The 21853-nt window shown below is 73.2% G+C and carries 16 protein-coding genes and 1 pseudogene; 12 read left to right on the forward strand and 5 right to left on the reverse strand.

Going from position 1 to position 21853, the window contains the following annotated elements:
- Window positions 1-17: 17 nt before the first annotated feature.
- A complete protein-coding gene (locus tag ABZ937_RS23635) occupies window positions 18-1253 on the forward strand; it encodes a CaiB/BaiF CoA-transferase family protein (protein WP_361694910.1) in 1236 nt (411 codons plus the stop codon).
- 41 nt (window positions 1254-1294) lie between these two features.
- On the opposite strand, the gene ABZ937_RS23640 is transcribed toward ABZ937_RS23635, so the two are convergent.
- From ABZ937_RS23640 to ABZ937_RS23650, 3 genes are all read right to left on the reverse strand, one after another.
- On the reverse strand, window positions 1295-1564 hold the full coding sequence (locus ABZ937_RS23640; RefSeq protein WP_361694912.1) for a hypothetical protein: 270 nt from the start codon (window positions 1562-1564) through the stop codon (window positions 1295-1297).
- Window positions 1565-1689: 125 nt separating this feature from the next.
- Window positions 1690-2571 (reverse strand): anti-sigma factor, encoded by an 882-nt coding sequence (locus tag ABZ937_RS23645; protein WP_361694914.1) that lies wholly within the window; start codon window positions 2569-2571, stop codon window positions 1690-1692.
- Window positions 2568-3110, reverse strand: coding sequence for a sigma-70 family RNA polymerase sigma factor (locus ABZ937_RS23650; RefSeq protein WP_361694916.1), 543 nt, complete (start codon window positions 3108-3110; stop codon window positions 2568-2570). The genes ABZ937_RS23645 and ABZ937_RS23650 overlap by 4 nt, the downstream gene beginning before the upstream one ends.
- 209 nt (window positions 3111-3319) lie before the next feature.
- Here ABZ937_RS23650 and ABZ937_RS23655 point away from each other — a divergent pair, with 209 nt between their 5' ends.
- The 4 genes from ABZ937_RS23655 to ABZ937_RS23670 all read left to right on the forward strand — a co-directional run bounded on the left by ABZ937_RS23655 (window position 3320) and on the right by ABZ937_RS23670 (window position 9702).
- Window positions 3320-4858: a DUF4331 domain-containing protein gene (locus ABZ937_RS23655; protein WP_361694918.1), complete on the forward strand. Its 1539-nt coding sequence runs from the start codon at window positions 3320-3322 to the stop codon at window positions 4856-4858.
- Window positions 4859-4945: 87 nt separating this feature from the next.
- On the forward strand, window positions 4946-6448 hold the full coding sequence (locus ABZ937_RS23660; RefSeq protein WP_361694920.1) for a tetratricopeptide repeat protein: 1503 nt from the start codon (window positions 4946-4948) through the stop codon (window positions 6446-6448).
- Window positions 6445-8028 carry a nickel transporter gene (locus ABZ937_RS23665; RefSeq protein WP_361694922.1) on the forward strand — a complete coding sequence of 528 codons (1584 nt, stop codon included), beginning with the start codon at window positions 6445-6447 and terminating at the stop codon, window positions 8026-8028. The genes ABZ937_RS23660 and ABZ937_RS23665 overlap by 4 nt, the downstream gene beginning before the upstream one ends.
- A gap of 27 nt (window positions 8029-8055) precedes the next feature.
- Window positions 8056-9702 (forward strand): serine/threonine-protein kinase, encoded by a 1647-nt coding sequence (locus ABZ937_RS23670; protein WP_361694924.1) that lies wholly within the window; start codon window positions 8056-8058, stop codon window positions 9700-9702.
- A 76-nt stretch (window positions 9703-9778) separates the two neighbouring features.
- Here ABZ937_RS23670 and ABZ937_RS23675 read toward each other — a convergent pair whose 3' ends face one another.
- Window positions 9779-10585, reverse strand: coding sequence for an SGNH/GDSL hydrolase family protein (locus ABZ937_RS23675; RefSeq protein ID WP_361694926.1), 807 nt, complete (start codon window positions 10583-10585; stop codon window positions 9779-9781).
- Window positions 10586-10984: 399 nt separating this feature from the next.
- Between ABZ937_RS23675 and ABZ937_RS23680 the strand changes: the two genes are divergently transcribed.
- The 5 genes and pseudogenes from ABZ937_RS23680 (at window position 10985) to ABZ937_RS23700 (ending at window position 18363) form a co-directional block, all read left to right on the forward strand.
- The gene (locus ABZ937_RS23680) at window positions 10985-11293 is read left to right on the forward strand and encodes a hypothetical protein (RefSeq protein WP_361694928.1); all 309 of its coding nucleotides are present in this window, start codon (window positions 10985-10987) and stop codon (window positions 11291-11293) included.
- Window positions 11294-11708: 415 nt separating this feature from the next.
- Window positions 11709-12530: a glycosyltransferase family 2 protein gene (locus ABZ937_RS23685; RefSeq protein WP_361694930.1), complete on the forward strand. Its 822-nt coding sequence runs from the start codon at window positions 11709-11711 to the stop codon at window positions 12528-12530.
- Window positions 12527-13462: pseudogene (locus ABZ937_RS23690) on the forward strand (glycosyltransferase family 2 protein); the annotation flags it as partial. The gene ABZ937_RS23685 and the pseudogene ABZ937_RS23690, both read left to right, overlap by 4 nt.
- Window positions 13463-14015: 553 nt before the next feature.
- Window positions 14016-14816 (forward strand): polysaccharide deacetylase family protein, encoded by an 801-nt coding sequence (locus ABZ937_RS23695; RefSeq protein WP_361694932.1) that lies wholly within the window; start codon window positions 14016-14018, stop codon window positions 14814-14816.
- Window positions 14809-18363 (forward strand): lipopolysaccharide biosynthesis protein, encoded by a 3555-nt coding sequence (locus ABZ937_RS23700; RefSeq protein ID WP_361694934.1) that lies wholly within the window; start codon window positions 14809-14811, stop codon window positions 18361-18363. The genes ABZ937_RS23695 and ABZ937_RS23700 overlap by 8 nt, the downstream gene beginning before the upstream one ends.
- Window positions 18364-18381: 18 nt before the next feature.
- On the opposite strand, the gene ABZ937_RS23705 is transcribed toward ABZ937_RS23700, so the two are convergent.
- On the reverse strand, window positions 18382-19791 hold the full coding sequence (locus ABZ937_RS23705) for a xylan 1,4-beta-xylosidase (RefSeq protein ID WP_361694936.1): 1410 nt from the start codon (window positions 19789-19791) through the stop codon (window positions 18382-18384).
- Window positions 19792-19945: 154 nt separating this feature from the next.
- Here ABZ937_RS23705 and ABZ937_RS23710 point away from each other — a divergent pair, with 154 nt between their 5' ends.
- Both ABZ937_RS23710 and ABZ937_RS23715 read left to right on the forward strand, forming a co-directional pair.
- A complete protein-coding gene (locus tag ABZ937_RS23710) occupies window positions 19946-21055 on the forward strand; it encodes a DUF5925 domain-containing protein (protein WP_361694939.1) in 1110 nt (369 codons plus the stop codon).
- A gap of 15 nt (window positions 21056-21070) precedes the next feature.
- Window positions 21071-21841 carry a DUF72 domain-containing protein gene (locus tag ABZ937_RS23715; protein WP_361694941.1) on the forward strand — a complete coding sequence of 257 codons (771 nt, stop codon included), beginning with the start codon at window positions 21071-21073 and terminating at the stop codon, window positions 21839-21841.
- The last annotated feature ends 12 nt before the right edge of the window (window positions 21842-21853 follow it).

The raw sequence follows: 21853 nt of genomic DNA on the forward strand, positions 1-21853 counted from the left end.
GGGGCCATGATCCGGTCATGGATCAGCCGATGGACCAGCCCGCGCGGCAGCAGCCCCCGCACCAGCAGCCCCTCCCCCTGGAGGGCGTCACCGTCGTCGCCGTCGAACAGGCCGTGTCCGCGCCCTTCGCGACCCGGCAGCTCGCCGACCTGGGCGCCCGGGTCATCAAGGTGGAGCGGGTCGACGGCGGCGACTTCGCGCGCGGCTACGACACGGCGGCCCGCGGCCTCGCCTCGCACTTCGTGTGGTGCAACCGCGGCAAGGAGTCCATCGCGCTGGACCTCAAGGACCCGCGCGGCCTGGACGTCGTACGGCGGCTGGTGGCGGACGCGGACGTGTTCGTGCAGAACCTCGCGCACGGCGCGGCGGCCCGGCTCGGCCTGGACGCGGCCACCCTGTGCGCCGCGCACCCGCGGCTGATCGCCGTGGACATCTCGGGCTACGGCGGCTCGGGACCGTACACGGACAAGCGGGCGTACGACATGCTCGTGCAGTGCGAGGCGGGGCTGGTGTCGGTGACCGGGACGCCGGAGCAGCCGGTGAAGGCGGGCATCCCGGCGGCGGACATCGCGGCGGCCATGTACGCCTTCTCCGGTGTGCTGGCCGCGCTCGTGCGGCGCGGGACGACCGGGCGCGGCGGGCCGGTGGAGGTGTCCATGCTGGAGGCGCTCGCCGAGTGGCTGGGCCATCCGCTGCACCACGCGATGCACGGCGGCGAGCCGCCCGCCCGCACCGGCCTCGCGCACGCGGTGATCGCGCCGTACGACGCCTATCCGACGGCGGACGGCGGGCGGGTGCTGCTCTCCGTGCAGAACGACCGGGAGTGGCGGCGGCTGGCCGAACAGGTCATAGGCCGCCCGGAGTGGGGGACGGATCCGGCGTACGCGACGAATGCCGCACGGGTGGCGAACCGCGAGCGGACCGACGCGCTGGTCGCCGGGGCGCTGCGGGTGCTGGAGGCCGAGGAGGCGCTGGCCCGGCTGGAGAAGGCCGGCATCGCCTGCGCCCGGCTGCGGGATCTGCACGAACTGGCGGAGCATCCGCAGCTGACGGCCCGGGAGCGGTGGCGTCAGGTGGGGTCGCCGGCCGGACCGCTGAAGGCGCTGCTGCCTCCCATCACGCTGCCGGGCGGGGAGGAGGCACGGATGGGCGACGTGCCCGCACTCGGCCAGCACACCGGAGCACTGCTGCATGCCGTGGGGATGACGGACGACGAGATCGCAGCGCTGCGCCGGGACGGTGTGGCGGCCTGAGCGCGGGCACCCCTGCTCGGGTCAGGGGCCCTGCGGTGCGGTCAGCGACCGCCGAACAGCGAACGGCGCAGTCGACGCAGCGGCGCGAAGAGGGAGACGCGGCTGACCCGCGCACCCCGGTCGCTGCGCTGATGCGTGGTGTCACGCGCCGTCAGCTCACGCATCAGCAAGGTCGCCTCGGCCGCCTCACGCTGCGGTATGGCGGGACCCGCCAGCACCGACAGATGGCGGTCGAGGCGCGAACTGGTCGCGCTGCTCCCGCAGGTGATCGCAGGGACCCTGGCCCTGCTGCGCACTGTTATCTGATCCATGTCACTCCCCACCCGTACGAGTCACCCGGCCCGGGCAGGGTAACCCTATCGCCCCAGTGGGGCACGCGTGTATCTCGGCCACAGGATTCACCTTCCCCGTAAGGGGGTTGACCATCCCTCTTTGACTACTCTCCGAATCCGACCGATTTCAGGGTGAGTTGGACAATGGGCTGGCCGGTGGGCTGCGCTGACCCACCGTCAGGCTCGACGGTCACAGCGAGTGACGTCGAGGAGGTGTCGAGGCCCTTCGCGATCAAGGGCGTGTCGCCCGCGAGGAGCCCCAGGGAGCGCGGTTGCACGCGGGGGCGCATGAGCCAGAGCTGGTGTACGTGCCCGCCGGGCGGGGTGCCGTATCCGCTGAGGGTGACGACGGCCTCCCGCTCGGAGGCGGAAGCGATTACTCCGATACTGCGGCCCCGCGCGTCCTCGCTGCTCGCCGCGCGGGCGTCGGGCGCGGCCAGAACGTGGGCGATCTCACGTGCCCGGGCCTGCTCGGCGGCGAGCCGGTCCCCGGTGCGGTGCGCCTGGACCGCGAAGAGGGAGGCGACGACGAGGGCCGCGGCGGCGGTGGCCGTGGCGAACGGGACGAAGAGGGGGCGCGTCCGCGGCGTACGGGTGCGTCCCGGCGGGGGCTGGGTGCCCCAGACGTGCGGCGGCAGCCGGCGCGTGCGGCCCCGGCCCGGCGCCTGCTCCGGCGCGGCGGGGTTGCCGAACGGTGTCCGCTCCTGCCCGGCGGCGTGGGCCGCGGCCGGCACCCGCTCCTGCGGGGTGGTGCGGACGGCGGCCAGCACCCGGTCGCGCAGGGCGGCCGGCGCGGGGGCGGCCGTGGACCAGGCGAGGCGGACCGCGTCCTCGGCGAGGTCCCGCACCTCGGCGGCGCAGCGCTCGCAGCCTGCCAGGTGTTTCTCGAAGCGGCGCCGCTCGCCCGGTTCGAGGGCGTCCAGCGCGTAGGGCGCGGCGAGGGAGTGCGGGTCCTCCCGGCGCAGCAGCCTGCCGAGGATGCTCATGCGGCGCCTCCCAGGCACTCGCGCAGCCGGGTGAGTCCGTCGCGCATCCGCGTCTTGACCGTGCCGAGCGGCAGCGAGAGCCGTTCGGCCACTTCACGGTAGGTGTAGCCGTCGTAGTAGGCGAGGGTCACCGACTGGCGTTGCAGGGCGGTGAGCCGGTTCAGGCAGCGGCGCACCCATTCGCGTTCCAGACCGGCCTCGACCTCCTCGGCGACCTGGTCGAAGGCGGGTTCCCCGGCGCGCAGGGCCTCGCGCTGCTCGCGTTCCCCGGCCGCGCGGGCGCTGCGCACCCGGTCGACGGCGCGGCGGTGGGCGAGGGTGAGGATCCAGGACAGGGCGCTGCCCCGGCCGGGGTCGAACCGGGCGGCGGAGCGCCACAGTTCGAGCAGCACCTCCTGGGCGACCTCCTCGGACTGGGCGGCGTCGCGCACCACCCGTCGTACGAGCCCGTACACCGGCCCGGACACCAGTCCGTACAGCTCCTCGAACGCCCTCTGGTCGCCGCCGGCCACGAGCAGCAGCAACTCGTCCGCCTGCATGCGGGCCCCCTCTCCGTGGCCGCAGCCGGCTCTTCCCCGCGCACCGCGCATCCGCACCGAGACACACCTCCCCGAGGGGTTACGGATCAGCGGGCCGAAAACGCGGGTTTGGAACCGGGAAAAGTTTTTCGCCGTCCGACCAAACCGATCGGGGGTTCCGCTCCGTATACCCGTCCGTCAAAGGCAAGTCGGCACTGAGGACGGACGGCATGACACCTCATTTCTCCAGGAGCGGCACGGGACGCACGGGCCTGGTCACGCTCATCTGCGGCGCGCTGGCCGCCGGAGGGCTCACGGCCGCCGGCGTCGCCACGCTGGCACCCGGGGAGGCCTCCGCCTCCTCCCACCGGGAGGCTCCGCTGATCTCGGGCACCCCGCAGTACGACAACACCGACCTGTACGCGTTCGTCAGCCCGGACAAGCCCGACACGACGACGATCGTGGCGAACTGGATCCCGTTCGAGGATCCCGCCGGCGGACCGAACTTCTACACGTTCGCCGACGACGCGCAGTACGACCTCCACATCGACAACAACGGTGACGCGCAGGGCGAGCTGGTCTTCCGCTACACCTTCAAGACGCATACGAAGAACGGGAACACGTTCCTGTACAACACCGGTCCGGTCACCAGTCTGGACGACCCCGACCTCAACGTCACGCAGACGTACGACATCGACCTGATCCGGCTGAAGAACGAGCACGTGATGTCGAAGACGAAGCTCGCGGACGACGTACCGGTGGCACCGTCGAACGTCGGCAAGGCGTCCATGCCGGACTACGGCAAGCTGCGCTCGCAGGCGGTGTACAAGACGGCGGGCGGGGCCACGACCTTCGCCGGGCAGGCGGACGACCCGTTCTTCCTGGACCTGCGCGTCTTCGACCTGCTGTACGGCGGCAACCTCAGCGAGGTCGGCCGGGACACCCTCAAGGGCTACAACGTCAACAGCATCGCCCTCCAGGTGCCGAACGAGCTGATCCGCGAGTCCGGCCACCAGCCGATCGTCGGCATCTGGTCCACCACCCAGCGCCGTAACGCCCAGGGCTACTACACGCAGGTCTCCCGCCTCGGCAATCCGCTGGTGAACGAGGTCGTCAACCCGCAGAAGGACAAGGACAAGTTCAACGCGTCCCAGCCCTGGTACGACGGGCAGTTCCTGAAGAACGTCACCAACCCGGAGCTGCCCAAGCTCATCGAGGGGATCTACAAGATCAAGGCGCCGGCCGAGCCGCGCAACGACCTGGTCGACGTCTTCCTCAAGGGCGTCAAGGGTCTCAACCAGCCGCCGAACGTGAAGGCTTCGGAGCAGCTGCGGCTGAACACCTCGATCAAGCCGGCCATGCATCCCAAGCGGCTGGGCGTGCTGGACGGCGACAACGCGGGCTTCCCGAACGGCCGTCGGCTCACCGACGACGTGATCGACGAGGCGCTGCAGGTCGTCGAGGGCGAACTGGTCGGTTCCAAGAACGACTTGGGTGACGCGGTCGACAAGAACGACAAGAAGTTCGAGAGCTACTTCCCGTACGTCGCCCAGCCCACGGCCGGTTCGCGCGGCCCGCTCGCCAAGGGCACGACGGCGGGCACGGACGTGCGCAGCCAGCTCGGGGACGCCCTCCAGCCGGCCGGCTCCTCCGGCGGCTCCGACAACACCATGCTGATCGCCGCCTCCGCGGCCTCCGGTGCGGCCGGGATCCTGCTGATCGGCGCCGCCTTCGCGTGGTGGCGCCGGCGCATGCAGCGCGCGTACTGATCCCCGCACCACCCAGACCGGCGCGGCCCGTACTCCCCCTCCCCCACGGCGGGCCGCGCCTTCCACACGACCGACGGAGGAGAAGGCATGGGCCCGCGCGGGCAGGACGACGAGCAGGACGGGCAGAGGGTGAGCGACGAGCAGGCCGGACTGCGGACGGACACGACGGAGAACGAGTCACCGACACCGTCCGCACCGACGCCCCCGTCGCCACCCTCGGGTGCCGATGAGCGTGTCGCTGCCGTGCGGCGGGTCGGGGCCGTCGGGCGTCGGTGGCGGCAGGGCACGCAACTCGCCGCCTGTGCCGCGCTGTTGGCGGTCGCCATGACCGGCGGTGCGCTCGCGCTCGGCAGTGACCGGGCGCCGGCGTCCGCGCCTGTCGCCGCCGCTGCCACAGACCCGGGCGTCCTGGGCGGCGGGGACCTGGACGCGAGCATCACCGCGCTCCAGGCACATCTGCGGGCCCAGCCGAAGGACTCCGGCAGCTGGGCCACCCTCGGCCTGGCCTACGTCGAGCAGGCGCGGACCAAGGGCGACCCGGCCCGGTACCCGCAGGCGGAGCAGGCGCTGCGGCGGTCCCTGGCGCTGGCGCCGGCGGGCGACCAGGCCCTGGCCGGCCGCGCCGCCCTCGCCGCCGCCCGGCACGACTTCAAGAACGCCCTGGGCTTCGCGGACGCGGCCCTGCGGCAGAACCCGTACAGCGAGCGCGCGCTGTCCTCCCGGATCGACGCCCTGGTCGAACTCGGCCGGTACGCCGACGCCGACGAGGCCGCGAAGACCGCCGACGCGCGCAGGCCGGGCGTGCCGGTCTTCACCCGGTACGCCTATGTGCACGAGCTGCGCGGGGACGTGGGCACGGCCCGCCGCGTCCTCGAACAGGCGCTGTCCGCCGCCACGTCGCCGGGCGACACGGCGTACGTGGCCACGCAGCTCGGCCAGCTCGCCTGGAACCAGGGCGACCACAAGACGGCCGTCACGTACTACGCCCGCGCCCTGGCCGCCGACGACGGCTACCTCCCGGCGCTGGAGGGCCGGGCCCGTGCCCGGGCGGCCGGCGGTGACCGCGCCACGGCGATCAAGGACATGGAGGCGTTGGTCGCCCGCGCTCCGCTGCCCGGTCCGCTGGTCGAGCTGGGCGAGCTGTACGAGGCGCGGGGCGCGGCCGGCGACGCGGCGCGGGCCCGGAGGCAGTACGCGCTGGTGGACGCCTGGACCGCGCTGGCCCGCGCCAACGGTGTCAACGCCGACCTGGACACCGCGCTGGCCGCCGCCGACCACGGCGACAAGCGGGCCGCCCTGCGCGCGGCCCGCGCCGAATGGGCCCGCCGGCACACCGTGCACACCGCGGACGCGCTCGCCTGGGCGCTGCACGTCAACGGCCGCGACACCGAGGCCCTGCCGTACGCCCGCCGGGCCACGGCCACCGGCTACCGCAACGCCGCCTTCCTGTACCACCGCGGCATGATCGAGCTGGCCACGGGCCGGCGGGCGGCCGGCCGCGCCTCGCTCGCCGCGGCCCTGAAGCTGAACCCCGGCTTCTCCCCGCTCGGCGCCGCGCGGGCCCGCAAGGCGCTGGAGGGAGCCGAGTGAAGCCGCGTCTGCTGTGCGTCCTCCTCGCCGTGTGCGCCCTGGCGCTCCTGCCGGCCGGCACCGCGAGCGCGCACCCCCTCGGCAACTTCACCGTCAACCGGTACGACGGTCTGGTCGCCGCTCCCGGACAGCTCCGCGTCGACCATGTGGAGGACCTCGCCGAGATCCCGGCGACCCAGGCCAAGCCCGGCATCGAAGAGCTGGGGCTGAGCGCGTGGGCCCGGCAGCGCTGCGCGCGGGCCGCCGCCGGCAGCAGGCTCAGCGTCGACGGGCGTACGGCCACCCTGACGGCCGAGCGCAGCAGCGCGCGGCTGCGTCCCGGCCAGGCCGGGCTCGACACCCTGCGCGTGGAGTGCCGGCTCACCGCCCCGCTCCCCCGCGGCGCCACCGTCACCCTCGGCTTCCGCAGCGCGGGCGCCACCGGCGGGCCCGGCTGGCGGGAGATCACGGCACGCGGCGACCGGATGACACTCACCGCGACGGACGTGCCGAAGCAGTCGGTCTCGCGGGAACTGACCACCTACCCCAAGGACTTGTTGTCCTCGCCCGCCGACACCGGCGCCGCCTCGGTGCGGGTGCGGCCCGGCGGCCCGGCGCTCGCGGCGGACGACGAGCGGCAGGCGGCCCCGGGCGCCGGCGTGCTCCCCCGGGGCGCCGACCGCTGGACCCGGGCCCTGGACGACCTCGTGGCCCGGCACGACCTCACGGTCGGCTTCGCCGGGCTGGCCCTGCTGATCGCGGTCGCCCTGGGCGCGATGCACGCCCTCGCGCCGGGCCACGGCAAGACGTTGATGGCCGCGACGGCGGCGGCGCGCGGGGGCCGGGCCCGGCCACGGGACGTGCTGCCGCTGGCCGCGTCGGTCACCGTGACCCACACCCTCGGCGTGGTCGCCCTGGGTCTCCTCGTCACGGCCGGCTCCGCCGCCACGCCCACGGTGATCTCCTGGCTGGGCATCGCCAGCGGCGTCCTGGTGCTCGCGGCGGGCGTCACCCTCGTACGCCGGGCCTGGCGCAACCGGGCGCACATGACCGCCGCGCCCCAGGGGGAGGTCGCGCACCGGGAGTTGGCGACCGTGGGCGCCGGCCACAGCGCCGCGCACCACCACCACCACCACGACCACGACCACGACCACGACCACCATCATCACCACCACCATCACGACGACGGTGGGGAGCACACGCACGGCGGCCACACCCACACCCACGGCGGTCACACGCACACCCATCCCATCGCGCCCACCCTCCGCGGCACGATCCTGCTCGGGTTCGCCGGTGGTCTGGTGCCCAGCCCGTCCGCCGTCGTCGTGCTGGTCGGCGCCGCCGCGCTCGGCAAGGCCTGGTTCGGGCTGCTGCTCGTCGTGGCGTACGGGGCCGGTCTCGCGCTGACCCTCACCGCCGCCGGGTTCGCCGTCGTACGGCTGGGATCGGGGGCGGCCCGGGTGCTGGAGCGGCGCCCGCGCTGGACCGCCCATCCGCTGGCCGCCCTGACGCGCCGGACCCTGCCGCTCGTGTCCGCTCTGGTCGTGCTGGCACTGGGCACGGGATTGGTGCTCAAGGGGGCCGCATCCGCGCTGGGCTGAGCTACTTTTGTGGAGGATTCGCGCGAGATGCCTTGGGGGGCGCCCGTGTCCGAAGAGCCGGGCCGTGAACGTGTGATCGCGGGCCGCTACCGTCTGCTGTCCCCGCTGGGCGAGGGCGGCATGGGGACCGTGTGGCGTGCCCGGGACGAGGTGCTGCACCGCGAGGTGGCCGTCAAGGAGGTGCGGGCGCCGGCGGGGCTGCCCGGCCCCGACGTCGAGCGGATGTACGCGCGCCTGGAGCGCGAGGCGTGGGCGGCGGCCCGGGTCGCGAACCGCAACGTGGTCACGGTGTACGACGTGGCGATGGAGAGCGGCCGGCCGTGGATCGTGATGGAGCTGGTGCGCGGGCTGTCCCTCGCCGATCAGCTGGAGGCGGAGGGGCCGCTGCCGCCGCAGCGGGTCGCGCACATCGGCGCCGAGGTACTGTCCGCGCTGCGCGCCGCGCACGCCGCCGGGGTGCTGCACCGGGACGTGAAACCGGCCAACGTGCTGGTGGCCAATGACGGCCGGGTGGTCCTCACCGACTTCGGGATCGCCACGGTGGAGGGCAGCTCGGCGCTGACCATGACCGGCGAGGTGGTCGGCTCCCCCGAGTTCCTGGCGCCGGAGCGGGCGTTGGGGCGGACGCCGGGACCCGAGTCGGACCTGTGGTCGCTCGGGGTGCTGCTGTACGCGGCCGTCGAGGGCATCTCCCCGTTCCGGCAGGACACCCCGCTCAGCACGCTGCGGGCCGTGGTGGACGAGGAGTTGCCGCCGCCGCGCTGGGCCGGGCCGCTCGCGCCCGTCATCAGGGGGCTGCTGCGCAAGGACCCCGCCGAGCGGCTGCCCGCCCCCGAGGCGGAGCGGGAGCTTCGGCTGGTCGCGGCCGGGGGTGCCCCCTCTGGGGGAGGGTCGTCACGGGCGGGCGGCGCGCCGGTGCCGGCGGCGTACGCACCGACGGCGCCCGCGCAGCCGCCCGAGCCGTCCCGCACCGCGCCGGTGCCGGCACCCACCGGGTACCCGGACTCCCGCACCGCGGTCGCCGAGCCGGGTCGGCGGCCGGAGCGCGACCGCCGCGCCGCCGTCGTACTGATCGCGGGGGTGCTGGCCGTCCTCCTGGCACTGGCCGGACTGACGTACGCGCTGCTGAACCGCGACGACGGGCCCGAGCGGAGGAACGACACCGCGAGCACCGGGCGGACGACCGGCGGCGCGCACACCCCCACGCCGAGCGGCAGCGCCGACGCGGACACCCCCACCCCCTCGCCCCGCCACAGCAGCGCGTCGGCGAGCGGTCAGCCGGCCCAGTCGGTGCACGTCACCCTGGCCGGCGCGCACACGGAGTACTCCGGGACCTGTCCGCCGCCGGCCGCGCAGGCGCCCGCGTTCACCGCGACGTTCACCGTGGGACGGCTGCCCGCGCAGGTGGAGTACCGGTGGGTGCTCGCGCACGGTTCGGTGTCGGACCCCGGCTGGCAGACGCTGCCGTTCCCGGCGGACGGCCCGCGCACCCGGCAGCGGCAGGTCACGGTGACGACGTACGCCGACGGCGGGACGGTCGAGAACGGGATCAGCGTGGAAGTGCGCGCCCCGGTGCGGGTCGCGTCGGACTCCGTGCCGTTCTCGGTGACCTGTACGACGGCGACGGAGACCCCGTCGAACGGAGCCTCCGCCTCACCGTCGGCCTCACCCTGAGGACGCCCCCGGGCTCAGTCCGGGAAAGGATCCGGAACGTTCACCCTGCCGGGCGAGCCCGTACGGGTCGTGCCGGTCATGCCGCGTTCGTGAGCACGGGCAGGTAGCCGCCGGAGTGGCCGCCCGCGGTGGGGTGGTACGACTCGCCGATGTCGAGCCAGTTGACGCTGTGCAGCCACGAGTTGCTGGAGCAGATCTCGTGGCCGGAGAAGGTGGTGCGGACGTCGCCGAAGACGAAGTTGTGGGCGGTGGCGCGGGCCTTGATCGCGGCGTCGATGTAGTCGGCGGCGTCGTTGATCGCGGACCGCTTGGTCTCCGAGAGGCCGAGGCACGACTGGCCGAGCAGGTAGAAGCGGGGGTAGCCGATGACGACCACCCGGGCGGACGGGGCCTTGGCGCTGATCGCGTTGTAGACGGTGTCCAGCTTGCCGGGGAGCGTGTTCGCGACGTACGCCTTGGCGGTGTTGATCCGGGAGAGGCAGGAGCTGTCGGACTGGAGCACGCAGGTCGTCATGACGTCGGCGAAACCGGCGTCGTTGCCGCCGACGGTGATGGACACCAGTGAGGTGGAGGAGTTCAGGGAGCCGAGCTGGCCGGCGAGCACGTCGTCGGTCGTGGCGCCCGAGCAGGCGTTGAAGGCGAACGAGGACGGGGCGTGCGCGGCGTTCCACAGGTACGGGTACGCCTTGGTGCTGCGGTCGCAGTCGCCGCTGGAGCTGATGTAGCTGCCGGCGCCCACCCCGGAGGAGTAGGAGTCGCCGAGCGCGACGTAACCGCCGGCCGCGGCCGTCGAGGACGCCTGCGCCGAAGCGGCCCCGGTGAGCCCGAGGCCGACGGCGAGGAGGAGCGAGGTAACGAATCCGGTAAGTCGGGAACGTCTCATGGAACCTCCCTTTAGCAGGATCTCTGCCATAACCGTGGTAGCAGCTACGCGTGTTGACTGGAAGTGTTCATGCCAAGAACTTTTGCGTTCTCAACAGGATCGACCCGAGATGTTCACTGCTCATCTATTGCATGTGCATGCCCGGTCCGTTGACGCCCCGCCAACCCGCCCACCTCGTAGAACACTTGTGCCAGAGGTGGGGTCGTCTTGACGGCCCGCCCGAGCCTGCGCCACATTGAAGCCCGGCATCCGGCGCGTCGGGGGGCAAAGTCGCCAATGCAGACCTTAGGTATCAAGCCACCTTCACCGGACGGCGCCGAAGCGGGCGCCGACGGGCCGCGGCCAGGACCGGGGAGGAACCTGACACCGCTGCTCGCCGGGGCCGCGACCGCCGTCGCGATGGCCGGTGCGCTGCTCGCGCTGACCGACTCCGCTTCACCGCTGCGTGGCCCGTGCACGCTGTTCTTCCTGCTCGCCTCGCCGGCCGCGGCGATCGGGGCGGTGCTGCGCGGGCTGGATCCCTTCGCCCGGGGGGTCACCGCTCTTGCGGGCGCGGTCGTCGTCGACATGCTGGTCGCCCAGGGCATGCTGGCCGTGCACCACTGGTCGGCGCGCGGCGGGGTGGCCACGGTGGGCGTGCCGAGCGCACTGGTTCTGCTGTTCGGCTTGCTCCGGGCGCGAATTTCCGGAAAGCACACGCAAAGCTGAACAACATGGGCCAAGGTTGTGTAATGGCAGAACCAACAACAAACTGAGGCGGCCTTCCCGGTCCTGCCTCTGAGTTTCAATCGTCAATACCGTCGTACGACTCACTCGCACCGGCTCGTCGCACAGGGTTCCCGGGGAGGGTTCAGGACCGCGGCGATTCCGGCGCGGGGCGCGGTAGGGGGGTGCCGTGCTCGGTGACCGCAAGGATGACCGAGCCGTGCCGCGCGACCGGCTGCCGTCTTTTCCCGGCAGGCCGGCCAGATTTGCCAGCTCGTCAGCGGAAACGGAGAGCGCCGCGGGCCTCGGTCCGCACCTCGGTCTGCCGTGACCAAGACGAGAACCCCCCTTTCGAACCGGACACAGAGCCGGACCGCCCCAGGGCGGGCGGTCCACCGGACGAGAGGGAAAAACACTCATGAGTTCCGTTGTGCGCCCGCCGAGTTCGGGGCAGGATCCCTCGGTCGCCGCCGACTTCCGGCCCATTTCCTCTCACCTGGCGATCACTCCGCCGGTGAGCGTGGTGATTCCCGCCATGAATGAGGCGGAGAATCTGCCGTACGTCTTCAAGAGCCTGCCGGACTGGATACACGAAGTGGTCCTCGTGGACGGCAATTCCACCGACGACACCGTCGACGTGGCGCGTTCCCTGCGGCCCGACGTCAAAGTCGTCGAACAGCGGGGCAAGGGCAAGGGGGATGCCCTGATCACCGGTTTCGAGGCGTGCGCCGGCGACATCATCGTGATGGTCGACGCGGACGGCTCGGCCGACGGCGGCGAGATCGTGTCGTACGTCTCCGCCCTGGTCTCCGGGGCCGACTTCGCCAAGGGCTCGCGGTTCGCCAACGGCGGCGGCACGGACGACATGACCTTCATCCGCAAGCTCGGCAACTGGGCGCTGTGCACCGTCGTCAACCGCAAGTTCGGCGCGCGCTACACCGACCTGTGCTACGGGTACAACGCCTTCTGGCGGCACTGCCTGGACAAGATCGACCTCGACTGCACCGGCTTCGAGGTCGAGACGCTGATGAACATCAGAGTGGTCAAGGCGGGCCTGAAGGTGCAGGAGATCCCGAGCCACGAGTACCTCCGGATCCACGGCACCAGCAATCTGCGGGCCGTCCGGGACGGGCTGCGGGTGCTGAAAGTGATCCTGAAGGAGCGGTCCAACCGGCGTGACCTGCGGCGCCGCATCCGCCACTCCCCGCTGCTGCGCACCGGGCAGGGAGAGATCTCTTGACGGATCCCGGCATCTCCGTCGTGATCTGCGTGTACACCGAGGACCGCTGGGAGGACATCCTCGCGGCGGTCTCCTCGGTGAGCGCGCAGTCGTATCCGGCGCTGGAGACCCTCCTGGTCGTGGACCACAACCCGGGCCTGCACGGCCGGCTGGCCCGTGAGTACAAGGAGACCGAGGGCGTCCGCGTCCTGCCCAACGCGGGCCCGCGCGGCCTGTCCGCCGGCCGCAACACCGGCATCGCCGCCTCCCACGGCGAGGTCATCGCCTTCCTGGACGACGACGCCGTGGCCGAGCGGGACTGGCTGCGCCACTTCGCCGCCGGGTACGCCGACCCGCGCGTGCTGGCGGTCGGCGGCCGTACGGTGCCCAGCTGGGCGTCGGGCCGGCGGCCGGCCTGGTTCCCGGAGGAGTTCGACTGGGTCGTGGGCTGCACCTACAAGGGGCTGCCACCGGGCCGGGTGCAGGTCCGCAACGTCCTCGGCGGCAACGCCTCCTTCCGGCGTACGGCGTTCGAGGCGGCGGGCGGCTTCGCCACCGGCATCGGCCGCGACGGCGACCGCCGGCCGCTGGGCTGCGAGGAGACGGAGCTGTGCATCCGCCTCACCCGCGCCCGCCCCGACGCCGTCCTGCTCATCGACGACCGCGCGGTGATCCACCACCGGGTACCGCGGCTCCGGGAACGCTTCGCCTACTTCCGTACCCGCACCTACGCCGAGGGCCTGTCCAAGGCTCTGGTCGCGCGCAGCGTCGGCGCGGGCAAGGGCCTGGAGTCCGAACGCCGGTACACCACCCGGGTGTTGCCGGCCGGGGTCGTCCGGGGCCTCAGGGACGCCGCCCTCGGCCGCCCGGGCGGAGCGGGCCGCGCGGCCGCCATCGTCACCGGCACAGTGAGCGCCGCCGCCGGCTACGCGATGGGCAGCGTACGAGCCCGCTGGAGCGACACAAGCTTCACACCGGCACCGGTATGTCCGACGACCCCAGCACCCGACCGGACTCACGACGCACCGCCACTGGACAAGACACCCGACCGAGCGCCGGCCGTAACACCGGCTCCGGCCCCCGGCCATACGCTCGCCCCGCAGCCGGACCCGATCCCCGCCCAGCCTCCCAATCGGCCACCCGGCCCGGCCCACGCCCCCGCCGCCGACCGGGCCGCCGCCCCGGCTCCCGCCGCGGCACTCGACCCAACTCCCGGCCAATCCCTCAACCCGGCCCCCAGCCAGGCAGTCGACCTGCCGCCCGACCCAACGCCCGACCAGCCCCACAACCCACCAACCGACCCGGCCCACGCCCCCGCCGCCGACCAGGCGGCCGCCCCGGCTCCCGCCGCGGCACTCGACCCAACGCGCGCCCCAGCTCCCGACCCGGCGCACGACCCCGCTCCGGGTCAATCCCTCAACCCGGCTCACAGCCAGGCAGTCGCCCCGGCCCCCGGCCAACCTCTCAACCCGGCTCCCGACCAGGCGTTCACCCCAGGGGGCAGTCATGCGTGACGTGGTCGTGCCGATTCTCATGTATCACTCCGTCGCGGCCGTCCCCAGCGATGCCACCCGGGCGCTGTCGGTCGCGCCGGAGGCGTTCGGGGAGCAGATGGCGGTCATCGGTGGCCTGGGGCTGACCCCGGTCACCACCGCCGACCTCGCCGGCCGCTGGCGTTCCGGTCGGCCGCTGCCCGCCCGGCCGGTGCTGATCACCTTCGACGACGGCTACGAGGGCGTGCACCGGCACGCGCTGCCCGTGCTCGCCAGGCACGGCTTCCCGGCCACGCTGTTCGTCTCCACCGGCTGGCTCAGGGGCACCCACGACACCGGAGGCGGCCCGGACACCATGCTCGACTGGCGGCAGGTGCGCGAACTGGCCGCCGCCGGCGTCGAGATCGGCGGGCACAGCCACACCCACCCCCAGCTCGACCAGTTGCCCGACGCCGAGCTGGGCACGGAGCTGGCCCGCTGCACGGAGATCGTCACCGGCGAACTCGGCGCGCGCCCGCTGTCGTTCGCCTACCCGTACGGGTACTCCAGCCGCCGGGTCCGCCAGGCCGTGCGCGCGGCCGGGTACGCCCAGGCGCTGGCCGTCGGCAACGCCCTCGCCCGCCGCCGCCAGGGCCCGTACGCCCTGGAGCGGGTCACGGTCCGCCGGAGCACCGGCGCCGAGGAGTTCGAGCGGCTGCTCCTCGGCCACGCCATCGCCCGCACCTTCGCCAGGGACCGCGCCCTCACCAAGGGCTACGCCCTCGTCCGCAGAGCCCGCCAGGTCCGCCGGAAGGCCATCCGTTCCCGTGTCTGACACGACCACCACGACCGAGACCGAGACACCCGACGCCCCGGCGCCCGGCACGGGCCGGTCCGGCGGCAGCCCGCTGTTCCGCAACGCCTACGCGCTGATGCTCAACACCGGCATATCCGCCGTCCTCGGACTCGGCTTCTGGCTGGCCGCGGCACGCTACTACTCCGATTCGGCGGTCGGTCAGGGCTCGGCCGCCATCGCCGCGATGAAGTTCCTCGCCGGGCTGACCGCGGTGACCCTGACCGGTGCTCTGGCCCGCTTCATCCCGGTGTCCGGGGAGCGCACCGGCCGGCTCATCCGCCGTACCTACGCGGGCAGTTCGCTGATCGTGGCGCTGGCCGCCGGCGTCTTCCTGCTGACGCTGGACGTGTGGGGGCCGTCGTACCGCTTCCTGCACGGGACGGTCAACGGGCTCGGCTTCATCGTGGCCGTCGCCGCCTGGAACCTGCTCACCCTCCAGGACGGCGTGCTGACCGGGCTGCGCAGCGCGCCCTGGGTGCCGGTCGGCAACACCGTGTTCTCGGCGGTGAAGCTGGCCCTGCTCGCCGCGTTCGCCGCCGCCCTGCCGACCACCGGGGTCTTCGTGTCCTGGGTGGCCGCCATCGCCACCTCGGTGGTGCCGCTGGGCTGGCTGGTGTTCCGGCGGCTCGTGCCCCGGCATGTGAAGGCGACCGAGGGCCGCGCCGGCCCGCCGACGCCGAAGGAGCTGGGCAGATTCCTGGCCGGGGACTACACCGGCTCCCTGTTCTCCCTCGCCGTGGTCTACCTCGTCCCGGTGATCATCGCCGCGCAGGTCAGCTCGGAGGAGAACGCGTACTTCTACATCACCACCACCATCGGCGGCACGACCAACCTGCTCGCCATCAACATGGGCGCCTCCCTCACCGTCGAGGGCTCCCACGACCCGGCCCGGCTGGCCGCCAACACCCGGGCCGCGCTCAAGCGGATGGCCCGGATCATGCTGCCCGTCGCCGGTCTGCTGTTCGTCGGCGCGCCCTGGATCCTGGGCGTGTTCGGCGCCGGCTACGCGGACGCGGCGACCCCGCTGCTGCGCTGGTTCGCGGTCGGCGCCGTGCTGCGGACCGTGATGGAGACCCACTTCGCGGTGCTGCGCGCGCAGAGCCGTACGGCCGGACTGGCCTGGCTGCAGGGCCTGTTGTGCGTGCTGGTGCTGGGCCTGACGCTGCTGCTCCTGCCCCGGATGGGGCTGACCGGCGCGGGTGTCGCCGAGATCTCCAGCCTCGCGGTGATCGTGGCGATCGCCGCGCCGAAGCTGTGGCGGACGGTACGGGCCGCGCCCGCCGCGCTGCCCGAGACCGCGGCACCGGACGGGGACCTCGCCGACCTGGGGGCGAGCGAGGTCCCGGCCCGGGCGCCGGACGCCGGCACACTGGCCCTCAAGGTCCGGGCGGACTTGGACCACGTGGAACGCCGGCCGGAGGCCGAACCCGAGGACGCCGTACCCGAGGACGCCGCACCGGAGGACGCCGTACCCGAGGACGCGGTGGCCGAGGAGCCGTCGGTGGCCCGGCGCAGCCGTCGGCTGCCGACCCGTGCCGGAGTCGTCCTCGGCTGTCTGCTCGTCGCCGCGCTGCTGCTGTACTGGGTGCCCGCGCTGCGGCTCGGCGAGGCCGATCTGGACCGGATGGGCGGGCTCGGGCTGGTGTCGGTGCTGCCGCCGCCGACGCTGGCCGGGGCGGCCCTGCTGATCGTCGTCTTCGCCGCGCTGCTCCGCCGGCGCGCCGAGCACCGGGCGCTGCTGCTGGTCACCCTGCTGGCGACCGTGGTGTCGCTGCACGCGCTGCCCGCGGTGATCGAGCCCGCGCCCCGGTTCCCGACGGCCTGGCAGCACCTCGGGTTCATCGACTACATCGACCGCACCGGCTCCGCCGTCCCGGACCTGGACGCCCGCTGGAGCTGGCCGGGCTTCTTCGCGGTGGCCGCGTTCGTCGGCCGGGCCTGCGGCATCAGCGACTTCACCGAGGTCATCCGCTGGTGGCCGACGGCCGTCCAGCTCGCCTACCTGGCACCGCTGTTCCTGCTCACGCGGGCCCTGCGGGCGAGCTGGCGGGCGAAGTGGGCGGGCGTCTGGCTCTTCGCGCTGAGCGGCTGGGTCGGCCAGGACTACTTCTCCCCGCAGGGCTTCACCTATCTGCTGTACCTGGTGTTCGTGGCGATCCTGCTGGTCTGGTTCCGCCCGCCGCGGGTGATCTGGACGCGGCTGCGCCCCGGCGAGGCCGAGGTGGAGAAGGCCGGCAGACGCCAGAAGGCCGTGCTGCTCCTGCTGTTGATCGGCCTGTACGCGGCGACCGTGCCCGCGCACCAGCTCACCCCGTTCGTGATGCTGGGCGTGCTCACGACGCTCGTCCTGCTCGGCCGGTCCGAACCGCGCGGCCTGCCCCTGCTGTTCGCCGTGCTGGTCGCGGTCTGGGTCGGCTTCATGGCCGAGCCGTACTGGTCCGGGCACTTCGACGAGCTGTTCGGCGGGATCGGCGGGGTCGGCGGCAATGTGTCCACCTCGGTCTCCGGCCGTATCCAGGGCGGGAGTTCGACCCACAAGCTGGTGCTGTACACCCGGGTGCTGCTGGCCGGTTCGGTGCTGGGCCTGGCCTGCTGGGGCTGGTGGTGGCGCCGCCACCACCGGTTCCGTGACCGGTCTCTGCTGGTCCTCACGTTCGTCCCGTTCCTCGGCTTCGGCATGCAGTCGTACGGCGGTGAGATGGCGCTGCGGGTCTTCATGTTCGCGGTGCCGGGCGCGGCCCTGCTCGGCGGGCTCGCGCTCTTCCCGCGCACCGGTGCCCCCGCGAAGGAGCGCCGGCCGCGTCTGGCCCCGGTGGCCGCGCTGCTCGCCGGGCTGCTGCTGATGGGCGGCTTCCTGGTGGCCCGCTGGGGCAACGAGCCGTTCGAGCGGACCCGGCCCGGCGAGGTCGCGGCCATGAACTGGGTGTACGCCCATGACAGACCGACGGTACGGCTGCTGTGGCTGACCCAGGACCCGGTCAACGATGTGACGCCGGCGCTGCCGTGGGGCGCGCGGGACATGGAGCGGGTGAACTACGTGCCGACGCCGGCGCCGATCGACCCGGCGCTGGTGTCCGGCCTGGTCAAGGCGCTCAAGGACTCCGGACCCGACTCGTATCTGATGATCAACCGGAGTCAGGTGACCTATCTGGAGCTGGACGCCGGCTACCCGGTGACCTGGGAGCCCCGGCTGATCGGGCACCTGGACGGCCGGGCGGAGCTGACGAAGGTCCTGGTCAACGAGGACGTCACGGTGTACGCGTTGCGCACGCGGCCGGCGGGTCCGGTGCCGGAGCCGGATCCGGGGCCGATCGGGCCGCAGGTGACGTGGACGCCGTGGTCGGTGGTCGGCGCGCTGGCCGCCGTGGCTCTGGTCCTGCTGCTGGCCGCCCGCGAGCTGGTGCGGGTCGCGGTCCGGCCCGGCACCCGCGGGCTGCGGCTGCTGCAGGGCGGTTTCTGGTTCTCGCTGCCGCTGCTGGCGGTCGTGCTGGGCGCGCTGGTGCAGCGGTTCCTGACCATGAAGTGACGGCGGGGTGGCTCCGGCTCAGCGGTCGAGCCACTTCACCTCGTAGGCGCCCAGGTCGAACCGTCGGCCGTCGACCTGCGCGCTGATCGTCCGGTTGCGGATGTTGACGACGAGGACGGTCTTCCCTGTCGCCAGCACGCGGACGTTGGGCACGTCGTCCGGGGCGACGGACACCGTCTCGTACCGGGTGCCCGGCGGGAACGCCTTCGCGAACCGGGACACCAGGGCGTGCATGGGCAGCTCCCGGCCCCCGCCGCCGGTGTCCGTCGGGGACCACAGGCAGCCGGGGCAGCGGCCCGTCCGCTCCTCCGGGTTCCAGTAGAAGCCGGAGTCGGCGCCGCCCTCCGCCATGGCGATCATGCCGGTGGCCTGGACGGCCACGCGGTGCGGCTCGGTCCAGCCGGCGCGCTCGCCGTCGCCGTCGCCGGGCTCGACGTAGTACTCGGCCCACCACAGGGGCAGGTCGTGGGTCTGCCGCCGTACCCACGCGCCGACGGCGGTGAGTTTGGCGGTGGCCGCGAACTCGTCGGGCAGCAGCTCGTCGTCGCGGGTGTAGCTGGAGCCGTCGACGACCGTGAAGTCGGCGCCGGCCTTGTGCGTGTTCCAGTAGGTGAAGGCGTCCAGGACGCGCTGGTCCATGGCGCCCCAGGGGCCCCTGAGCGCGGTGGAGGCGTTGTCGTCGCGCGGGTCGACGCTGTCCATGACCAGGTACGGGCCGCCGACCATGATGTCCTTGTCGACCCTCTTCAGCGCCTTGTACACGAGGTTGTACATCCTGGTGTAGCCCTCGTAGTCCCAGCGGGACCGGGCGTTGTTCCAGAAGCCCTTGAACTCGTTCCAGACGATGAAGTGCCGTACGTCCGGATAGCGCCGGGCGACGGTCGCGGCGAGGTCGGCGAAGTCCTGGTAGTGGTCCGGCCGCGGCGCGGTCTCCACCTGGCTCCAGTCGGTCCTGCCGACCCCCGGCTCGCCGCCCTTCATCCAGTCCGGGGAGCAGCACAGGGTGATCACCGGGGTGCCGCCGGAGGCGCGGACGAAGTCGATACGGCGGTCCAGCGCGCCGAAGTCGTAGTGCCCCTCGACCGGTTCGGGGTTGTCGGCGCCCCAGCCCATGATGTGCTGGTTCTGCGGCAGCCCGCCGGCCCCGCCGAGGAACCGCCGCACGCGCGCGGTGGCGGCCGGGACGCCCTGGTCGGCGCTGTACTGGGTGTGCGTGAAGCCCCAGCCGACGTACGGCTTCGGCCGCCCGGCCGGGGCGGCGGGGGTGCCGTGCGCCTTGTCGCCGTCGCGGGTGGTGCCGGCGGTGCCGGGGTCGCCGGGCAGCGTGTTGATCAGGGTCACGACCAGGGCCAGTACGGCCCCGGCCACACCGAGCAGGGCGGTCAGGCGCCACCGCCGATTCTCCGCATCCCACCCATGACGTGTCATCGTGGACAACAGTAATGGCCGAAGACGGGCGCCGGGCGGGACTTGGGAACACCGGGAGCGATGGCGTCCGGTACGCCGGGAGGCGTCGTGCAACACCCGGAGCAACGGGCGGAAATGCCGTGCACGGAGCGCATCCGTGCCGGATCATGGCGGCATGCCTGCGAACCCGCACGACGCTCTGCCGATCCGGCTCCACGTCGACGACTCCGACTCACCCTCCGATGTCGTCGACGCGCTGTTCCTCGGCCGCTTCGCGACGGGCGAGCAGCCGTACTCGCACGCGGCGAACATCGACCGGGTGCGCTCGGGCGCGACCCTGCTGCCGGAGGGCGCCCGGGTGCTGCGGGTGGCCCGCGACGACGACCGCAGCGCCACCCTCGCCGAGGGGGACGGCTGGACCCTGCTGGTCTCCCGCTGGAACCGGGGCGCGGACGTCACGGTCACCGCGACCACCGCCGAACTGGCCAAGCGGATCCTCGACCAGGCCACGGACGGCGCGGCCGACGAGCCGGAACCGCAGCCGGAGAACGTGACGATGGGGTTCTGGTACGTCTCGCCGCGGCGCGGCCCGCACCGCACCACCCGTCAGATCTCCGCCGGCACCTGGGACGAGGTCCGGCCCAACTACACGGCACCGGTGGCGGACGCCATGGACCGCCTGATGAAGACGACCCCCGAGGACATCGCCGGCCGGCTGCTCCTGCTGCACGGCCCGCCGGGCACCGGCAAGACCTCCGCGCTGCGCACCCTGGCCCGCTCCTGGCGGGACTGGTGCCAGGTCGACTGCGTGCTCGACCCGGAACGCCTCTTCTCGGACGTCGGCTATCTGATGGACATCGCGATCGGCGAGGACGACGTCGCGGGCAAGGGCCGCTGGCGCCTCCTGCTGCTGGAGGACTGCGACGAGCTGATCCGCGGCGAGGCCCGGCACACGGCGGGCCAGGCCCTGTCCCGGCTGCTGAACCTCACCGACGGCCTGCTCGGCCAGGGCCGCAACGTGCTCGTCGGCGTCACCACCAACGAGGACCTGGAACGCCTGCACCCGGCCGTGGTGCGCCCCGGCCGCTGCCTCGCCCGCATCGAGGTGGGCCCGCTGACCCGCAAGGAGGCGGTGAACTGGCTCGGCAGCGAGGCCCCCGGCCGGGAGGATGCCGTCGGCCGCGAGGGCGCGACCCTGGCCGAGCTGTACGCGCTGCGCCGGGGCACGGCGCCGACGTCGGTGCCGGGGGCGCGGGAGGGCGCGGACGCGGGGCTGTACCTGTAGTGCTTTCATGAGGGTATGACCCTGTTCGTCGGCACGTCCGGGTGGCAGTACAAGGACTGGCGGGGGGTCCTGTACCCGGACGGCTGTCCGACCCGGCTGTGGCTGGAGGAGTACACGAGGCGCTTCGCCACGGTGGAGATCAACAACGCGTTCTACCGGCTGCCGACGCGGGAGAACTTCGCGGCCTGGCGGGACCGGGTGCCGGACGACTTCGTGGTCGCGGTGAAGGCGAGCCGGTACCTCACGCACATCAAGCGTCTGAAGGAGCCCGGGGAACCGGTCGACCGCCTGATGACCCACGCGGCGGGGCTGGGCGACCGCCTCGGCCCGGTCCTCCTCCAGCTCCCGCCCACCCTGCGCGCCGACGCGGCCCTGCTGGACGCCTGCCTGGCCTGCTTCCCGTCCGGTACGAGGGTCGCGGTCGAGCCGCGCCACGACTCGTGGTGGACACCCCAGGTGCGCGCGGTGCTGGAGTCCCGGGGCGCGGCCCTGTGCTGGGCGGACGTGCAGGCCCGCCCGGTGACTCCCCTGTGGCGCACCACGGACTGGGGCTACGTCCGCTTCCACGAGGGCCGCGCCCGCCCCTGGCCGCGCTACGGCACACGGTCCCTGGAGACCTGGGTGGACCGCATCGCCACGACGTGGTCGGACGCCGAGGACGTGTACGCCTACTTCAACAACGACCCGGGCGGGGCGGCGGTGGAGGACGCGGTGACCTTCGGGAGGACGGCGAGAAGGGCGAACCTGAGGACGACCCGGACCCCGGAGCCGGCGACACACCGGTGACTCCGGCATCCG

The organism is Streptomyces sp. NPDC046727, from assembly GCF_040645635.1.
In the GTDB taxonomy this organism is placed as follows: domain Bacteria; phylum Actinomycetota; class Actinomycetes; order Streptomycetales; family Streptomycetaceae; genus Streptomyces.

Coding starts and splice junctions, on each gene's coding strand:
- ABZ937_RS23635 (WP_361694910.1), top strand. CDS start 18: ATGGATCAGCCGATGGACCAGCCCGCGCGGCAGCAGCCCCCGCACCAG.
- ABZ937_RS23640 (WP_361694912.1), bottom strand. CDS start 1,564: ATGGATCAGATAACAGTGCGCAGCAGGGCCAGGGTCCCTGCGATCACC.
- ABZ937_RS23645 (WP_361694914.1), bottom strand. CDS start 2,571: ATGAGCATCCTCGGCAGGCTGCTGCGCCGGGAGGACCCGCACTCCCTC.
- ABZ937_RS23650 (WP_361694916.1), bottom strand. CDS start 3,110: ATGCAGGCGGACGAGTTGCTGCTGCTCGTGGCCGGCGGCGACCAGAGG.
- ABZ937_RS23655 (WP_361694918.1), top strand. CDS start 3,320: ATGACACCTCATTTCTCCAGGAGCGGCACGGGACGCACGGGCCTGGTC.
- ABZ937_RS23660 (WP_361694920.1), top strand. CDS start 4,946: ATGGGCCCGCGCGGGCAGGACGACGAGCAGGACGGGCAGAGGGTGAGC.
- ABZ937_RS23670 (WP_361694924.1), top strand. CDS start 8,056: ATGCCTTGGGGGGCGCCCGTGTCCGAAGAGCCGGGCCGTGAACGTGTG.
- ABZ937_RS23675 (WP_361694926.1), bottom strand. CDS start 10,585: ATGAGACGTTCCCGACTTACCGGATTCGTTACCTCGCTCCTCCTCGCC.
- ABZ937_RS23680 (WP_361694928.1), top strand. CDS start 10,985: ATGGCCGGTGCGCTGCTCGCGCTGACCGACTCCGCTTCACCGCTGCGT.
- ABZ937_RS23685 (WP_361694930.1), top strand. CDS start 11,709: ATGAGTTCCGTTGTGCGCCCGCCGAGTTCGGGGCAGGATCCCTCGGTC.
- ABZ937_RS23695 (WP_361694932.1), top strand. CDS start 14,016: ATGCGTGACGTGGTCGTGCCGATTCTCATGTATCACTCCGTCGCGGCC.
- ABZ937_RS23705 (WP_361694936.1), bottom strand. CDS start 19,791: ATGACACGTCATGGGTGGGATGCGGAGAATCGGCGGTGGCGCCTGACC.
- ABZ937_RS23710 (WP_361694939.1), top strand. CDS start 19,946: ATGCCTGCGAACCCGCACGACGCTCTGCCGATCCGGCTCCACGTCGAC.
- ABZ937_RS23715 (WP_361694941.1), top strand. CDS start 21,071: ATGACCCTGTTCGTCGGCACGTCCGGGTGGCAGTACAAGGACTGGCGG.